This is a genomic window from Actinomadura barringtoniae (assembly GCF_017573505.1).
Classification (GTDB): domain Bacteria; phylum Actinomycetota; class Actinomycetes; order Streptosporangiales; family Streptosporangiaceae; genus Spirillospora; species Spirillospora barringtoniae.
The window spans coordinates 371,799-388,972 of the sequence record NZ_JAGEOJ010000004.1 but is presented as its reverse complement, the minus strand read 5'-3'; the positions used below and the strand labels follow the sequence as shown (position 1 = coordinate 388,972).

Annotated in this window: 13 protein-coding genes; 8 read left to right on the top strand and 5 right to left on the bottom strand. The window is 71.3% G+C overall.

Annotated elements, in window-relative coordinates; genetic code table 11:
* Position 1 precedes the first annotated feature (1 nt).
* Positions 2-1,120: a M20 family metallopeptidase gene (locus tag J4573_RS11700; RefSeq protein ID WP_208255387.1), complete on the top strand. Its 1,119-nt coding sequence runs from the start codon at positions 2-4 to the stop codon at positions 1,118-1,120.
* On the opposite strand, the gene J4573_RS11695 is transcribed toward J4573_RS11700, so the two are convergent.
* Genes J4573_RS11695 through acuI form a run of 3 tightly spaced genes read right to left on the bottom strand, consistent with a single transcriptional unit; the run spans position 1,109 to position 5,066 of the window.
* On the bottom strand, positions 1,109-2,815 hold the full coding sequence (locus tag J4573_RS11695) for a class I adenylate-forming enzyme family protein (protein ID WP_208255386.1): 1,707 nt from the start codon (positions 2,813-2,815) through the stop codon (positions 1,109-1,111). The genes J4573_RS11700 and J4573_RS11695 overlap by 12 nt on opposite strands.
* A gap of 33 nt (positions 2,816-2,848) precedes the next feature.
* Positions 2,849-4,045 carry an FAS1-like dehydratase domain-containing protein gene (locus J4573_RS11690; protein ID WP_208255385.1) on the bottom strand — a complete coding sequence of 399 codons (1,197 nt, stop codon included), beginning with the start codon at positions 4,043-4,045 and terminating at the stop codon, positions 2,849-2,851.
* Positions 4,046-4,070: 25 nt separating this feature from the next.
* Positions 4,071-5,066 carry an acrylyl-CoA reductase (NADPH) gene (gene acuI / locus J4573_RS11685; RefSeq protein WP_279575414.1) on the bottom strand — a complete coding sequence of 332 codons (996 nt, stop codon included), beginning with the start codon at positions 5,064-5,066 and terminating at the stop codon, positions 4,071-4,073.
* A gap of 157 nt (positions 5,067-5,223) precedes the next feature.
* Between acuI and J4573_RS11680 the strand changes: the two genes are divergently transcribed.
* Genes J4573_RS11680 through J4573_RS11650 form a run of 7 tightly spaced genes read left to right on the top strand, consistent with a single transcriptional unit; the run spans position 5,224 to position 15,033 of the window.
* Positions 5,224-6,852, top strand: coding sequence for an SMP-30/gluconolactonase/LRE family protein (locus J4573_RS11680; protein ID WP_208255384.1), 1,629 nt, complete (start codon positions 5,224-5,226; stop codon positions 6,850-6,852).
* The gene (locus J4573_RS11675) at positions 6,849-7,694 is read left to right on the top strand and encodes an SDR family NAD(P)-dependent oxidoreductase (protein ID WP_208255383.1); all 846 of its coding nucleotides are present in this window, start codon (positions 6,849-6,851) and stop codon (positions 7,692-7,694) included. Before J4573_RS11680 ends, J4573_RS11675 begins: the two co-directional genes overlap by 4 nt.
* Before the next feature lie 29 nt (positions 7,695-7,723).
* Positions 7,724-9,067, top strand: a complete 1,344-nt coding sequence (locus J4573_RS11670) for an aromatic ring-hydroxylating oxygenase subunit alpha (RefSeq protein ID WP_208255382.1) — start codon at positions 7,724-7,726, stop codon at positions 9,065-9,067.
* A 46-nt stretch (positions 9,068-9,113) separates the two neighbouring features.
* Complete coding sequence (locus tag J4573_RS11665) at positions 9,114-10,943, top strand: flavin-containing monooxygenase (protein ID WP_208255381.1); 1,830 nt, start codon at positions 9,114-9,116, stop codon at positions 10,941-10,943.
* Between the two features lie 8 nt (positions 10,944-10,951).
* Positions 10,952-11,869, top strand: coding sequence for an SDR family NAD(P)-dependent oxidoreductase (locus J4573_RS11660; RefSeq protein ID WP_208255380.1), 918 nt, complete (start codon positions 10,952-10,954; stop codon positions 11,867-11,869).
* A gap of 3 nt (positions 11,870-11,872) precedes the next feature.
* Positions 11,873-13,585, top strand: a complete 1,713-nt coding sequence (locus J4573_RS11655) for a thiamine pyrophosphate-binding protein (protein WP_208255379.1) — start codon at positions 11,873-11,875, stop codon at positions 13,583-13,585.
* Positions 13,585-15,033, top strand: a complete 1,449-nt coding sequence (locus J4573_RS11650) for an aldehyde dehydrogenase family protein (RefSeq protein WP_208255378.1) — start codon at positions 13,585-13,587, stop codon at positions 15,031-15,033. The genes J4573_RS11655 and J4573_RS11650 overlap by 1 nt, the downstream gene beginning before the upstream one ends.
* On the opposite strand, the gene J4573_RS11645 is transcribed toward J4573_RS11650, so the two are convergent.
* Together J4573_RS11645 and J4573_RS11640 are read right to left on the bottom strand one after the other, a co-directional pair.
* Positions 15,030-16,280 carry an acetyl-CoA hydrolase/transferase family protein gene (locus tag J4573_RS11645; RefSeq protein ID WP_208255377.1) on the bottom strand — a complete coding sequence of 417 codons (1,251 nt, stop codon included), beginning with the start codon at positions 16,278-16,280 and terminating at the stop codon, positions 15,030-15,032. The two genes, J4573_RS11650 and J4573_RS11645, sit on opposite strands and share 4 nt — an antisense overlap.
* Positions 16,277-17,170, bottom strand: coding sequence for an HpcH/HpaI aldolase/citrate lyase family protein (locus J4573_RS11640; protein ID WP_208255376.1), 894 nt, complete (start codon positions 17,168-17,170; stop codon positions 16,277-16,279). Before J4573_RS11640 ends, J4573_RS11645 begins: the two co-directional genes overlap by 4 nt.
* Positions 17,171-17,174: the final 4 nt, after the last annotated feature.

Sequence of the window (17,174 nt, the reverse complement as noted above, 5' to 3'; positions counted from 1 at the left end):
GATGAACGACGCGCTGGCGCTGGCACAACGGCTGGTCCGCATCGACACCCGGGGCGGCGGCGAGCGTCCCGCGGCCGATGTGGTCGCGAACGTCCTCGACGACGGCGGGTTCGAGGTCCGGGTGGAGGAGCCGGTCGAAGGGCGAGCCAACGTCATCGCACGCTCCGGTCCGCAGACGCCGCGAACGCCCATCACCCTCACCGGCCACCTGGACACGGTGCCCGCCGACCCGGCGGGCTGGTCGTTCGACCCGATGAGCGGCGACGTGCGCGACGGGCGCCTGCTCGGGCGGGGGAGCAGCGACATGAAGGCCGGGGTCGCCGCCCAGATCCACGCGGCCCTGCGCGCCGTGCGGGAACGCGCCTTCCGGGAACGAGGCGTCCCGGTGCAGCTGGTGTTCACGTTCGGCGAGGAGACCGGCTGCGACGGCGCCGCCCTGATCGACGCGGCCTCGGTCACGCCCACCGACCTGCTCGTCGTCGCCGAGCCCACCGGCAACCGTACGGTCCTCGGCCATAAGGGCACGCTCTGGCTCCAGGCGACCGCCCACGGCGTCTCCGCGCACGGCTCCCGTCCCGAGCTGGGACGCAACGCGCTCGCCGCGCTGGCCGCCGCCGCGACCCGCGTCCACGAGCACAAGGACTGGCCCGCGAGCCCCACCCACGGCGCGGCGACGGTGAACGTCGGGACCTTCCACTCCGGGGTACAGCCCAACCTGGTGCCGGACCGGGCCGAGATGCGCATCGACGTGCGCACCGTCCCCGGCTTCGACTCCTCCGACGCGGTGGCCGCGATCTCGCGGCTGTGCGGCACCGGCATCGACATCGAACGGCTCGTCGACCTGCCCGGCGTGGCCACCGACCCGGCCGCCCCGGGCATCCCCGAGACCCTGGAACTGCTCGCCCCGGGCTCGTCGGCGCGGCCACCCGAGTACGCCACCTATTTCACCGACGCCTCGCTGCTCACCACGACGCTCGGCGGCCCCGCCGTGATCATCTACGGCCCCGGCGATCCGGAGCAGGCCCACGTCACCGACGAGACCTGCTCGGTGGCCGCGATCGAGGCGTCGGCGGACGCCTTCTTCCGCCTCCTCTGCGCGGACCGGGCGTCAACCCGGTGATCCGTCGCCCAGGCGTCCGGACGCCAGGCTGCGAAGGTCGCTGGACTTGATCTTCGAGCTGCCGGTGAGGGTGATCTCGTCCTCCCGGAAGAACAGGACCCGGCGCGGCACCTTGTAGCTCGCCAGGCGTTCTCGCAGGTAGCCGCGCAGTTCCTCGGCGTCGGTCGTCGCGCCGTCGCGCGGGACGACGCAGGCCACGACCATCTCGCCGAGCGTCTCGTGCGGGACGCCGACCGTGTGCGCCACCTTGACCGCGGGATGGCCGGCCAGGGCCGCGTCGACCTCGCGCGGCGACACGTTCGCGCCGCCGGTCTTGATGATGTCGGTCAGCCTGCCCGTCCAGAACAGGCGGTCCTCGTCGTCGAGACTGCCCCCGTCACCGGTGCGGTAGAACCCTTCGGCGTCGAGCGTCTCGTCGAGGGGAACGCCCAGGTAGCCGAGCATGAGCGTCGGGCCCTTGACGCAGATCTCGCCGCGTTCGCCGCGGGGGACGACGGCGCCGGTGAGCGGATCGACGACCTTGACCGTGACGCCCGGCAGCGCCGCGCCGCTGGAGCCCGCGATCACCTCGGGCGGCGTGTCGGCGGGAAAGCAGGTCGTGATGGTGAACGTCTCGGTCGTGCCGTACGCGTGACCGGGCTCGGACCAGCGGGCCGTCACGGTCGGGTGGCGCGCGAGCGGCGTTTCCCGGTCCACAAACCGCATGGCGCCCAGATCCACCTCGTCCCAGTTGGGGGCGGCCTCGAGCTGCGCCCACTGGTGCGGCCAGGCGATCGGCAGGTTGACCCGTTCGGCCTCCATGAGGTCCAGGGCCTCGGCGGCGAGGAAGGTCGACTGCAAGACGAGCGAACCGCCGGCGGCGAGCGTCGTGCCGATCGCCATGCCGAAGTTGCCGGACCAGAAGTAGCCGTTGGCCGTCCAGCAGCGGACGTGGTCGTCGGGCCCGACGCCGTACATCCGCGCGAAGCGCCACAGCTGGACGGCGACGCCGCGGTGCGCGCTCAGGATCCCCTTCGGCAGGCTCGTGGAGCCCGACGAGAAGAAGATCACGGCCGCGTCGCTCGGCCGCACCGTCGCGGCCGTCGCCTCGACCAGCTCGCGCGGCTCGGCGCGGCCGCGTTCCAGGAAGGCGGCCCAGGTCTCGATCGCCTCGGCCCGCGTGGGCTCGCCGACCATCGCCAGGTGACGCAGGAACGGATAGCGCGCGGAACGCAGCGCTCCGGGGCCGACCTTGCCGATTTCGGGTTCGAGGCCGACGAGGACGTCGGCGAAGTCCTTCTTGGCCACGGCACGTTCGAACAACAGGACCGAGACGCCGGAGACCTGCAGCAGATGGTCGAGTTCGGGGGGCGTCGAGAACGTGCTGAGCGTGACGGCGACGCCGCCGGCGAGGGACGTGCCGAACACGGCCGCGACCCACTCGGCGCGGTTGGTCATCATGATCCCGACCCGGCCGTCCTTGCCCAGGCCGCAGGCGCGGAGCGCGCACGCCACCTCGACCGCGCGCTCCCAGAGCTCGGTGTAGGTCCAGCGCGTGACGCCGCCGTCCGCCGCCCGCTGGACGAGCGCCTCGCGTTCGCCGTACCGGGTGGTCACCTCGCGCAGGAAGCCCGGCAGCGTGAGCGGCCCGAGCCCCGGCTCCTCACTCAGCGGCGGACCCGAAACGATCGAGATGGAACCGGTCGCGGTGCCCATGGCCGCCTCCTGACGTTCGCACGTTCTCCGGGGCTACAGCGGAAGCTCGATCTCGGCGGTGCAGGACACCAGCGCGGCGCCGTCCTGGTTGGTGAGGCGCAGCTTCACCTGAACGAGCGGCACCCCCCACGCCGTCTCGGTCTCCTTGCCGGTGACCTCGGCGTCGAAGTACGTCACGTCGCCTTCGAACGCGGGCCCGCGGAAGTCGGCCTTGGAATGGCGGACCATGCCGTCGTGACCGGCCCAGTAGGACAGGTAGTCGGTGCACCAGGCGCCCATCGTGGCGCCGTAGCCGTAGGCGCGCGCCATGCCGACCTCGCTCGCCCGTGCGCCGTCGATGTGACCGCGCGAGGGCCCGACGTACAGGCCGTCCCGCTTGCGCGGATCGATCCTGGCGCCCTCCTCGTCGAAGGCGAAGTCCTCGCCCCAGCCGGGGTCCTGGTTGATCCAGGGGTCGGCGACGCCGGGCGGGGCGACCCAGTGGAACGTCCCCCAGATGTTGAAGAGGAAGGCGCGGTACTCGGTGGTGAAGGTGGCGACGCTGTGCGGGCCGATCACCCGTCGCGGCAGCCGGTCGCCGACCTGCACCTCATCGAACCGCGGTGAGACGCCCTTGCGGTTGGACTCGATCCAGTCGTGCCGCACCCGCGCGACGCCCGCGAGCTCGTCGCCGGTCCAGCTCTTGGCGGTGCCGAGCTGGTTCTCGTACATGCCGCGCTTCCTGGCCTCCGCGGACAGGTAGCGGATCGCGGTGGAACGCTCGCGCGCCACCAGGGCACCGTGCTGATTGGTGTGGACGGTGTCCCCGCGCGAGAACATGGTGGGACCGGCGAACTTGGTCTCGGTCACCTTGTAGTCGTGGAACCGCCGCTCCTGGAACAGCTTGTCGCCCGGCCGTACGGGAGTGCCGTAGAACCACCACTCCTCGCCGCCGAAGATCAGGTGGCTGCCGGGGATGTGGCCCACGCAGGCCGGCTGCGCTCCGTGCCCGTAGTCCAGCGCGACCGCGATCGACTGCGGCGCGACGATCCCGCCGAACCTGGAGTCGCGGGCGAACTCCTCGTCCCAGTGCAGCGGGTTCGGGTAGTCCATCGCCATCACCCAGCGCCGGACGTCGGAGGCCGCGCACGGCTCCCACAGCTGCGCGCCGCCGACCGGCAGGCCCACGCGGTGCTCCACGTCGGACAGGTCGAGCCTTGCCACCTCGGTCTCGGCGGGCTTCTCGCTCACGTCACGCTCCCGTCAGGCTCCCGGTTCATCGATTGACGTCGACGACGACGCGGCCCCGGACCTTGCCCTCCAGGAGGTCGTCCGCCATCGCGATCGCGTCGGCCAGTGCGATCTCCTCGGCGATGTCGTCGAGCACCCGCGGGTCGAGGTCGCGCGCGAGGCGTTCCCAGGCGGCGGTACGCCGCGGATGCGGGGCCATCACGCTGTCGATGCCGAGCAGGGACACGCCGCGCAAGATGAACGGGGCGACCGTGGCGGGGAAGTCCATGCCCTGAGCGAGCCCGCAGGCGGCGACCGCGCCGCCGTAGCGCGTCTGCGCGCAGGCGTTGGCCAGGGTGCCGCTGCCGACGGTGTCGACGACGCCCGTCCAGCGTTCCTTCTGCAGCGGCCTGCCCGGCTCGGCGAGCGCCGCGCGCTCCAGTACGGTCGCGGCGCCGAGCCCCCGCAGGTAGGCGGACTCGGAGGTCTTCCCGGTCGAGGCGGCCACCTCGAAACCGGCCTTGGCCAGCAGCGCGATCGCGATGCTGCCGACGCCGCCGGTCGCGCCCGTGACGAGGACCTCTCCCCGGTCGGGTCTTACGCCATGGTCCAGCAGCGCGTCCACGCACAGGCTCGCGGTGTACCCGGCCGTGCCGATCGCCATGGCCTGCTTGGCCGTGAAGGCTGCGGGCAGCGGCACGAGCCAGTCGCCGTCGACGCGGGCTCGTCCGGCGAGCCCGCCCCAGTGCCTCTCGCCCACGCCCCAGCCGTTCAGCACGACCCGGTCGCCCCGCCGCCACCGCGCGTGCGTGCTCTCGGTGACGACGCCCGCGAAGTCGATGCCGGGCACCATCGGGAAGGCGCGCACCACGGGCGACCTCCCGGTGATGGCGAGGGCGTCCTTGTAGTTCAGCGTGGACGACTCCACCTCGACGCCGACGTCGCCGCCCGGCAGCCGGGCCTCGTCCAGGCCGGTCGTCGAGGCCGTCTGCCCCGCCTCGTTCCTCTCGATGAGGATCGCCGGAAACATCAGTGAAGCCATCCTTCCCCTGAAGAGAATACAATTCTCATCTGCGAGCTGGAGATTCTCATGCCCGATCCGGGCCGTCAAGGTGGAGGTTCAATAGGATGAATCCTTGCAAGGATTGTGATATCAACGGTTCGTCAGCGACGGCAGCGATCGCCGGGAGTCCGTGATCATGTTGCGGCAGGGAGCGCGCTACAGCGGCGCGGCGCAGATCGGTCTGGCCGAGGGCTGGACGCTGGAGCACCTCACCCCGCCGAGTCGCCTGTACGGCGCGAACGGCCTGCGCACCGGCCCCGACGGCCGCGTGTACGTGGCGCAGGTGGCGGGCAGCCGGATCAGCGCGCTCGACGTCGACACCGGCGAGCTGGAGACCGTGAGCGCGCAGGGCTCCGACATCGTCGCCCCCGACGACGTGGACTTCGACGCAGACGGCAACCTCTACGCCACCGAGTACTACGACGGGCGCGTGAGCGTGCGCGGCACCGACGGCCGCACCCGCGTGCTGCGCGACGACGTACCGGGCGCGAACGGCATCACCTTCCACCGGGGCCGGCTGTTCATCGACGAGTGCCGGATCGGCGGACGGCTGCTGGAGCTCGACCCGGGCGGCGGCGCGCCCCGCGTGATCCTGGCGGACCTGCCGCTGCCGAACGCCATGGCGTTCGGGCCGGACGGCAAGCTCTACTACCCGATGCTCGGCAGCAACGACATCTGGCGGATCGATCCGGACGGCGGCGAGCCCGAGCGGGTGGTGGGGGACCTCGGCGTCCCGGACGCGGTCAAGTTCGACGCCGCGGGCTTCCTGGTGTCCACCCAGGTGGGCAGCGGTGAGGTGCTCCGGATCGATCCCCGCAGCGGTGACCGCACGGTTCTCGCCACCATCGCCCCCGGCCTGGACAACCTGACGTTCGTGGGGGACCGCCTCTTCGTCTCCGGCTTCACCGGCCGGATCACCGAGATCCTGGGCGGCGGCCGGACCCGGGCCGTGCTGCCCGAAGGCCTGACCTGGCCGCTGGACCTCACCGTGGGCGGCGACGGCACCCTCTACGTCGCCGACGGCACCTACTTCTACGCTCTTCCGCCCGGTGGTGGTCTCCGGATCCTGGGCATGCTCTTCAGCCCCGGCTGGCCGGGCTACATCCGCGGGGTGACGGCCTCGGGGGAGGGCGAGTTCATCGTCACCACCTCCCTCGGCCAGATCACGCGGTGGCTGCCCGCGAGCGGCGAACACCAGGTGCTGGCGGGCGAGACCGAGCCGTTCGACCAGCTCTACGGCGTGGCGATCGCACCAGGCGGCGACGTCACCGCCGCCGAGCTCGGCACCGGCCGCGTGGTGTCGGTACGGGGCGGCGAGACGACGACGCTGGCCGCCGGGCTGGACCGGCCGATGGGCGTGGCCTACGGCGCGGACGGCATCTGCCTGGTGTCGGAGTCCGGCGCCGGGCGCGTCGTCTCGGTCGGCGGCTCCGGCGTCGACACCGTGGTGGACGGACTGGAGCGCCCCCAGGGGATCCTCGTCCGGGACGGCCGCCTCACGATCGTGGACGCCGGCTCCAAGTCCCTGATCGAGGTCGATCTCGGCACCAAGGCCCGTACGGTGATCGCCCGCGACCTGCCGGTGGGCGATCCGAGCGGCGAGCCGCCCAAGCCCCTCAAGGGGCTGATGCCGTTCTCCGGCCCGCAGGGCCTGTTCGCGGGCATCGCCGCGGGGCCGGACGGCACGCTCTACGTCTCCGCCGACGCAGAGGGCAGCGTCCTCGCGTTCCGCCGCACCCCGCAGGGCGAGGGGAGCCGGTCATGACGGAGGACTTCCTCGGGCTCACCGACCGCGTCGTCATCGTCGCGGGCGCGGGCGGCGGCGGCATCGGAACGGCGGTGACGACCATGGCAGCCCGAGCGGGCGCGATCGTGCTCGCGGTCAGCCGTTCCAAGGACAACCTCGACACGCACATCGGACCGCTGGTGGCGGAGGGGCTGCGGGTCACGCCGGTCGCCGCCGACGTCTCCACCGACGAGGGCATCACGGCGGTGATGGAGGAGGTGGCCCGCGCGGACGGTGAGCTGCACGGGCTCGTCAACGTCGCCGGCGGTGCCGCGCCCGCGACCTGGATGCGCTCGACCCGAGTGACCAGGGAGGACTGGCGGGCGCTGTTCGCGCAGAACCTCGAGACGATGTTCTTCATGAGCCAGGCCGTGGCGGCCGAGCTCACCTGGCGGCGCAGGCCCGGCTCGATCGTCTCGATCTCCTCCATCAGCGGCATGAACACCGCCCCGCTGCACATCGCGTACGGCACCGCCAAAGCCGCGCTCGTCGCGGCGACCCGGACGATGGCCGTCGAGCTGGCCCAGGACGGCATCCGGGTGAACGCCGTCGCGCCCGGCGTCACCGAGACCCCGGCCTCGGGCACCTACGTAGACGAGGATCCCGAACGCGACCGGCGGGCCATCGCCATGGGCCGCCGCGGGCGGCCCGAGGAGCAGGCGGGCGCCGTCCTGTTCCTGCTGTCGGACCTGTCGACCTACGTCACCGGGCAGACCCTGCTCGTCGACGGCGGCCTCAACCTCAAGTGGACCCACCTGGGCGCCGACAACACCTCCCTCTTCCTCAAGGACGAGTCGTTCCGCGCCGCCATCACGCGCTGACAGCCAGCACGCGCTGAGAGGAGTACGTCATGACGACAGAGCCACTGGCCGGGCCGCTCACGATCGGCGTCGAGGCCTACATCTCCGAGGAGTACGCGCGGGCCGAGCGCGACAAGCTGTGGGCGAAGGTCTGGCAGCAGGTCGGCCGGGTCGAGGAGATCTCCAAGGTCGGCGACTTCCTCACCTACGAGATCCTCGACGACTCGGTCATCGTCGTGCGGACCGCGCCGGACACGATCCGCGCGTACTACAACGTCTGCTCGCATCGGGGCCGGCGGCTGGTCGACACCCCGCCGGGCGCGCACGACGCGCGCGGCCGCGGACGCCAGTTCGTCTGCGGCTTCCACGGCTGGCGCTACAGCATCGACGGCGAGTGCACCCACGTGCCCGAACGCGAGGACTGGCCGTGCGGGCTGACCGCCGAGAGCACCGGGCTGAAGAAGGTCCGCGTCGACACCTGGGGCGGCTGGATCTGGATCAACATGGATCCCGGCTGCGAGCCGCTGCGCGACTACCTGGAGCCCGCCGCGTCCCTGCTCGACCCGTTCCATCTGGAGAACATGCGCTACCGGTGGCGCCGCTGGCTCGTCTTCGACTGCAACTGGAAGACCGCCCTCGAGGCGTTCATGGAGACCTATCACGTGCCCTACACCCACCCGGAGTTCATGCCGTTCGGCGGGTTCCTCGGCTGGGCGAAGGCGCAGGGCAAGCACAGCAACATCGGTTACGACGCGCCCAAGGGCATGGACGAGAACAAGGCCAAGCTGCGGATCGGTACCGGCTCGGATCCGCGCGTGTCCACCGCCGACCTGCAGAACTTCACCTGGGAGAACGCCAACACCAACACCACCTGGACTCTGGTCGAGGCGGCGCAGCGGCTGGTCGACGAGCTGCCGGAGGGCACGCCCGCCGACCAGGTGCTCAGGCACTGGCTGACCGCCGCCCGCGAGCACGACGCCGAACGCGGCGTGGTCTGGCCGACCGTCGATCCCGAGATCGTCGGAAAGAGTGGCACGGCCTGGCAGGTCTTCCCCAACTTCCAGATCGGTCACGCGCTGAACAACATGCTCTGTTACAGCGCCCGGCCGTACGGCTACGACCCCGACAAGTGCGTCTTCGAGGCGGCGGTGTACGAGCTCTTCCCGGAGGGCGAGGAGCCGGAGACCGAATGGATCTTCACGCCGGAGGACGACCCGGACTGGCGCACCGTCCTCCCGCAGGACTTCGCCAACATGGCCGCCGTGCAGAAAGGCATGAAGGCCAGGGGGTTCAGCGGCCCGAAGCCCAACCCGTACCGCGAACGCAGCATCGCGAGCCTGCACCACAACCTGGCCAGGTACATGGGGACCGGTGCCCCACGCGACCTCGCCTGACCCGACCGCGGGACGACAGCGACGAGGACAGGGACGAGGACGACGCATGCGGAAATGCGCACCGACGGACACCGCCGACATCGACCACGCCGCGCTCAAGGCCACGTACCTGGCCGAACGCGACAAGCGGCTCCGCCCCGAGGGGCAGAAGCAGTACCTGGAGGCCGAGGGCGAGTTCGAGAGGTACTACGACGCCGACCCGTACACGCCGGTCACGCCCCGGGCGCCGATCAGCGAGGACATCGAGGTCGCCGTCCTCGGCGGCGGGTTCGCGGGCCTGATCGCCGCGGCCAGGATCAAACAGGCCGGCGTCGACGACTGCCGGATCATCGAGCTGGGCGGCGACTTCGGCGGCGTCTGGTACTGGAACCGCTACCCCGGGATCCAGGTCGACACCGACAGCTACTGCTACCTGCCGCTGCTGGAAGAGGTCGGCTACGTGCCGACCGAGAAGTACGCCTCGGGCCAGGAGTGCTACGAGCACGCCCAGCGCATCGGCAAGCACTTCGGCCTGTACGAGAACGCGATCCTCAGCACGAAGGTCGAGTCGGCGGAGTGGGACGAGGAGATCGGCCGCTGGCGGATCGGCACCAACCGCGGTGACGACCTGCGCGCCCGCTTCGTCGTCATGTGCCAGGGCCCGTTCAACCGGCCGAAGCTGCCCGGTATCCCTGGCATCAGCGAGTTCGCAGGGCACATGTTCCACTCGGCCCGCTGGGACTACGACTACACCGGCGGCGACATGAGCGGCGGGATGGACCGGCTCGCCGACAAGCGGGTCGCGATCATCGGCACCGGCGCGAGCGGCGTCGGGGTCATCCCGCACCTGGCCCGTTCCGCCCGTCACCTGTACGTCTTCCAGCGCACCCCGTCCTACGTCCACGAACGCGGCGACTCGCTGACCGATCCCGAATGGGTGAAGACGCTGAAGCCGGGCTGGCAGAAGGAACGGCAGCGCAACTTCCACACCGCCGCGTTCGAGGCGTTCGCCCCGGGCCAGCCCGACCTGGTCTGCGACGGCTGGACCGAGGTCAGCCGCAACCTCGCCGCGCATCTGGACGCCACCGACGGCTGGGCCGCCCTGACCGACCCGCAGAAGTTCATGGAGCTCAGGGAGATCCAGGACTACCGGACGATGCAGCGCCAGCGCGACCGGATCGACGCGATCGTCGAGGACCCGGCGACGGCCGAGGCGCTGAAGCCGTACTACCGCTTCCTGTGCAAGCGGCCGGGCTTCAGCGACCAGTACCTGCCCACGTTCAACCGCCCGAACGTCACCCTCGTCGACGTGTCGGCCACCAAGGGCGTCGAGCGCATCACGGCCAAGGGCCTGGTCGCCCATGGCGTCGAGCACGAGGTCGACTGCGTCATCTTCGCCAGCGGCTTCGAGATTACCACCGACCTCGACCGCCGCCTGGCCATCCAGCCGTTCGCCGGGCGCGGTGGCGTCTCGCTGTACGACCACTGGGCGGACGGCTACCGGACGCTGCACGGGATCACGACCCGCGGCTTCCCCAACCTGCTGTTCACCGGGTTCATCCAGGGCGGCGTGACGGCGAGCACCACGGCGATGTTCGAGCAGCAGTCCGCGCACATCGCCTACATCATCGCCGAGACGCTCGCGCGCGGCGCGTCCACCGCGGAGCCCACCGCGCAGGCGCAGGAGGCGTGGTGCGCGACCATCAGGGAGAACGCGCTCGACATGGTCGAGTTCAACCGCGAATGCACGCCCGGCTACTACAACAACGAGGGCGAGCAGAAGATCCGGTCGCACCTGGGCGAGCCCTACGGTCCCGGCTTCTACGCCTTCGAGGACATCCTGCGGGCCTGGCGCGACACGGGCGAGCTGGAAGGTCTCGCCCTCGACGGCCGATGAGCGGGCCGATGAGCGGGCTCAGATTCGACGACCGGGTCGCCGTGATCACCGGCGCGGGCCGGGGGCTCGGCCGCGCGTACGCGCTGCTGCTCGGCTCTCGGGGGGCCAAGGTCGTCGTGAACGATCCGGGCGGGAGCCTGCGCGGGAACGGCGCCGACGACGCACCGGCCTTCGAGGTCGCCGGGGAGATCACGGCGGCGGGCGGCGAGGCCGTCGCCTGTACCGAGTCGGTGGCGACGGCCGAGGGCGGGCGGGCGATCGTCGAGGCCGCGCTCGACCACTACGGCCGGATCGACGTCCTGATCCACAACGCCGGGATCGTACGCGCGGCGCCGCTGACAGAGATGACCTACGAGGATTTCGACGCCGTCCTCGACGTGCACCTGCGCGGCGCCTTCCACGTCGTACGGCCCGCCTTCCCGCCGATGCGCGAGGCGGGCTACGGCCGCGTCGTCCTCACCTCGTCGATCGGCGGCCTGTACGGCAACCATGGCGTCGCCAACTACGGCATGGCCAAGGCGGGTGTGATCGGGCTGTCCAACGTCGTCGCCCTGGAGGGGGCCGCGCACGGGGTGAAGTGCAACGTGATCGTCCCGGCGGCCGTGACGCGGATAGCCGAGGGCATCGACACCTCGGCGTACCCGCCGATGGGCCCGGAACTGGCCGCGCCGGTCGTGGGCTGGCTCGCCCACGAGTCCTGCTCGATCACGGGGGAGATGCTGGTGGCGATCGCGGGCCGGGTGGCGCGGGCGTTCGTCGCCGAGGCCCCCGGGATCCACCGGCCGGAATGGACGGTCGAGGACGTCGGCGAACGGCTGGCCGCCATCCGCGACACGAGCGACCCGTGGGTCCTGCCGGTCGTCCCGTCGGCCCACGTCGACCACATCCGCAGGAGCTTCGCGATGGCGGTGGAGAAGGTGGAGTGAGACATGCCCGTCAAGGTCTATGAACGCATCCTGCGGCTCTTCGAGGCCGAGGGGATCAACACGATCTTCGGAATCCCCGACCCGAACTTCGTGCACATGTTCCATCTCGCCGAGGAGCGCGGCTGGAACGTCGTCGCGCCGCATCACGAGGAGTCCGCGGGCTTCATGGCCGAGGCGGTGTCGCGCATGACCGGCAAGGCCGCGGTGTGCATCGGCACACTCGGCCCCGGCGTCGCCAACCTCGCGGGCGCCATGATGTGCGCCAAGGTCGAGAACTCGCCGGTGATCTTCCTGGGCGGGCAGCGCGCCCGCATCACCGAGCAGCGGGTCCGCCGCGGGCGCATCCAGTTCGTCAAGCAGTCCGGGCTGTTCGAGCCGTCGGTGAAGTACACCGCCAGTATCGAGTACGCCGACCAGACCGACGAGGTCATCCGCGAGGGACTGCGGAAGGCGCTCACGGGAACGCCCGGTCCGGTCTACATCGAGTACCCCGCGCACGTGATCCAGGAGGAGCTGGACGTTCCGGATCCGGAGCCGCTGCCGCCCGAGCGTTACCGCCTCGTCGGCCAGACGGCCGGGCCGGACCGGATCGCCGAGGCCGTCGCGGCCATCGCCGCGGCCCGGCAGCCGATCCTGCTCGCCGGCCACGGTGTGCACACCGCCCGCGCGGGGGAGCAGGTCAGGGCCCTCGCCGACGCGATGGCCTGCCCGGTCATCCAGACGTCCGGCGGCACCTCCTACATTCCGGGGCTTGAGGACCGCACCTTCCCGTACGGCTTCTCGCCCTCGGCGGTGGACGCGGTGGTGAAGTCCGACCTGTGCCTGGCCATCGGCACCGAGCTCGGCGAGCCGGTTCATTACGGGCGCGGCCGGCACTGGCTGGAGAACGAGGCCGGACGCACCTGGATCCTCGTCGAGCAGGACCCCGAGGCGATCGGCGTGAACCGCCCGGTGGACGTTCCCCTGGTCGGCGACCTGCGCGCGATCGTGCCGCAGCTCGTGGCGGCGCTGGCGGACTCGCCGCGCACGCCGTCCCCGGAGCTGGACGGCTGGATCAGGCAGGACGCGGCACGGCTCGCCGAGCTCGCCGGCACCGCGCCGTCGGGAATGTCGCCGGTGCACCCCGCGCGGCTGATCGTCGAGGCGACGAAGGCCTTCCCGCCGGACGGGATCATGGTGCGCGACGGTGGCGCGACGACCATCTTCGGCTGGACGTACTCGCAGGCCAAGCCGCACGACGTGATGTGGAACCAGAACTTCGGCCACCTCGGCACGGGACTCCCGTACGCCATCGGGGCCTCGGTCGCCGAGGGGCGGCGGCGTCCCGTCATGCTGATCACCGGCGACTCCTCGTTCCAGTTCCAGATCGCCGAACTGGAGACGGCCGCGAGGCTCGGCCTCCCACTCGTGTGCGTCGTCGGCGTCGACTATGCCTGGGGCCTGGAGGTGGGTGTCTACAAGCGCACCTTCGGCCAGGGCTCGCGCGAGACCGGCGTGCACTGGAGCAAGGACACGCGCCTGGACAAGGTCGCCGAGGGGTTCGGCTGCCACGGTGAGTACGTCGAGCGCGACGAGGACATCGCCCCCGCCATCAAACGCGCCTACTCCAGCGGGAAGCCCGGGGTCGTCCACGTGGCGGTCGATCCCAAGGCCAACTCCGAGGAAATGCCGAGCTACGCCGAGTTCCGGACCTGGTACGCGGAGGGAATGCAGTGATGCGGGAGTACGCGAAGTTCTACATCGGCGGCCGGTGGGTCTACCCGGTGGAGTCTAGGACGCTGGAGATCGTGAACCCCGCGACCGAGGGGGTCTGCGGCAGGGTGGCGATGGGGTCGGCCGCAGACGTGGACGAGGCGGTCGCGGCTGCCCGGAGCGCGTTCCCCGCCTGGTCGGCGACCGGAGTCAAGGAACGGATCGAGCTCCTGCAGAACATCCAGGAGGAATACGGGAAGCGTTCCGCCGACCTCGCCGCCGCGCTGACCGAGGAGATGGGCGCGCCCGCCTCGCTGGCGGGCGGCTTCCAGGTCGGACTCGGAGCCGGGCACCTGGCCAAGGCGATCGAGGTCCTCGGCGACTACGCGTTCTCCGAGCAGCGCGGCGCGACGCTGGTGGTCAAGGAGCCGATCGGTGTCTGCGGCCTGATCACGCCGTGGAACTGGCCCATGAACCAGATCGCCGTGAAGGTGTTCCCCGCCCTGGCGACCGGCTGCACCATGGTCCTGAAGCCCTCCGAGCGGTCGCCGTTCACCGGGCAGATCTTCGCCGAGATCCTGGAGGCCGCGGGCGTCCCCGCCGGGGTGTTCAACCTCGTCCAGGGCGACGGTCCGGGCGTCGGCGTGCCGCTGTCCGCCCACCCCGGCGTCGACATGATCTCGTTCACCGGCTCCACGCGGGCCGGCGTCGAGATCGCCAGGAACGCCGCCCCCACGGTCAAGCGGGTCACCCAGGAACTGGGCGGCAAGAGCCCGAACATCCTCCTGGACGACGAGGACTTCGCCGGGAACGTCGCCAAGGGCGTCACCAGCATGATGGGCAACTCGGGCCAGACGTGCAGCGCGCCCTCGCGCATGCTGGTGCCGCGAGCGCGGATGGCGGAGGCGGCCGAGGCCGCGAAGGACGCCGCAGCCAAGACGACGGTCGGCGACCCGAACGGCGACGTCGTGATCGGCCCGGTCGTCGCCAAGGACCAGTTCGACAAGATCCAGGGGCTGATCCAGCAGGGCATCGACGAGGGCGCGACGCTGGTCGCCGGGGGCACCGGACGCCCGGACGGCCTGGCGAAGGGCTACTACGTCAGGCCCACGGTCTTCGCCGACGTCACCGGCGACATGACGATCGCCCGCGAGGAGATCTTCGGGCCGGTGCTGACCATCCTCGGCTACGACGACGTGGACCACGCGATCGAGCTGGCCAACGACACCGAGTACGGCCTCGCCGGATACGTGGCGGGCGCCGACCTGGAGCAGGCGCGCGCCGTCGCGAGCCGGATCCGGGCCGGGTGGGTCGCCATCAACGAGGCGTTCGACTTCGACTGCCCGTTCGGCGGCTACAAGAAGAGCGGCAACGGGCGCGAGTGGGGCGAGTTCGGGTTCCACGACTACCTGGAGATCAAGGGCGTCCTCGGCTACGCCCCGGACGTGGCGGACGTGCCGGACTCGGCCTAGAAGCCTCGCCGTTCGATCGCGTACGCCGCCTCCTCCAGGTCTTCCTGGAAGGCGGGGTGCGCGATCGCGACCAGGCGCCGGGCGCGGTCGGTGAGCGTCCGGCCCCGGAGCTCGGCCGCGCCGAACTCGGTGACGATCACGTCCACCTCGGTGCGCGCGGTGGTGACCGGGCCCGACAGCGCGGGCACGATCCTGCTGATCGTGCCGCCCTTGGCGGTGGCGGGCAGCGCGATGATGCCGTGCCCGCCCGGCGAGCGGGCGCCCGCGCGGACGAAGTCCACCTGGCCGCCGGTGCCGCCGACGTAGACCGGGCCGCTCTGCTCGGCGTTCACCTGGCCGGTGAGGTCGACCTCCATCGCCGAGTTGACGGTCACCAGCCGTTCCAGCCGCGCGAGCACGCCCGCGTCGTGGGTGTGCTCGGCCGGGCACAGCCGGATCGCGGGATTGCGGTCGGCGAACGCGTACAGCCGCCGGGTGCCGATCAGCGCGCCGGTGATCGAGACGCCCCGGTCGACGCTCTTGCGTGCGTTCGTGACGACGCCCGCCTCGACCAGATCGACCAGGCCGTCGCCCAGCATGCCGGAGTGCACGCCGAGATCCGCGCGGTCGTGCAGCAGGCGCAGGATGGCGTCCGGAACCGCGCCCACCCCGGTCTGGATCACCGAACCGTCCTCGATGTAGTCGGCCGCGTGCCGCGCGATGGCCTCGTCCGTCTCGCCGATCTTGGCGGGCGGCACCTCGACGGGCGGCCGTGACACGTGCACGGCGCAGTCGATCTCCGACGCGTGCAGGGACTCGCCCGGGGTGAACGGGACCTGGTCGTTCACCTCGGCGATCACGACGCGCGCCTTCGCCGTGGCCGCGCGCACATGGTCGCCGATGAGGCCGAAGCTGTGGTCCCCCTCCGCGTCCGCCGGGCTGACCTGGACGAACGCGACGTCGCATCCGATGATCCCGGCCTCGATCAGCGGGCCGACCTGGCTGACATGGCAGGGGATCACGCCGAGCCTGTGCTCCTTGGCCAGTGACCGCAGCGTTCCGATGGCGCCCATGCTGGCGAGGGAGAAGGCGTCCGTTGCGGCCGGGGTGAAGAGGCCGGAGAAGCTGGTCGCGATGAACGCCGACAGCCCGCCGATGCCAGGTGCCTGCTCGATCAGCGCCTCGATCAGCGTGGTCGGCTCACCGCACGCCTGGCCGATCACGATGCGGTCGCCGGGCCGCAGGAACGGCCGGAGATCGACCGTCACGTGCCCTCTCCCTGCGTTCCTCCTGCCGCCAGGAGCGCCTGGGCGCGGGCGAGATGCGGGCGGTCCAGCATGGCGCCGTGGTGGGCGACCGTGCCCGCGCCCGGGTTGGCCGCGAAGAGGTCGACGATCTGCTGGGCGGCGGCCAGCTCCTGCGCGGTGGGCGTGAACGCCGCGTTGATCACCTCGACCTGGTCGGGATGGATGGCGAGCATGCCGCGATAGCCGTCACGGCGTACCCTCGCGGCCCGCTCACACAGCCCCTCCAGGTCACGGAAGTCGCCGTGGATCGTCTCGACGGGCAGCACGCCTGCGGCGGCGGCGCCGAGCAGGCACAGGCTCCTGGCCAGCTCGTACGTGAAGCCATAACTCCCGTCGGGTGTGCGGTTGGCGCTGGCGCCCACGGAGTCGGCCAGGTCCTCCGCGCCCCAGGTCATGGCGACCACCCTGGGCGCGCCCTGGTAGGTGCCGGTGGTGAACATGGCCTCGGCCGTCTCGGTCACCAGCACGATGACCTTCGTCGCGCCCCGTTCGGTCCCGGCGGCCACCTCCAGCGCCGACAGGTAGTGGTCCAGCGTCTCCACGTCGTGGCGGCCGCGCGCCTTGGGCAGCATCACGCCTCCGGGCCGTGCTGGAATCACGGCAGCGAGATCGGCCAGCGCGTGCGGTCCGTCGAGCGGATTGATGCGCACCCAGAGCCGGTGCCTGTCCTCCTCCGGCCGGTCGGCGAGGAAGGCCGCGACCATCGCGCGTGCCTTCGGCTTCGTCTCCTCGGTGACCGCGTCCTCCAGGTCGAGGACGACGACGTCGGCCGTCCCGGCCGCGGCCTTCGCCATCTTCCGGTCGCTGTCGCCGGGGGCGAACAACCAGGAACGCGCGCTGAATCCGGTCATCGTT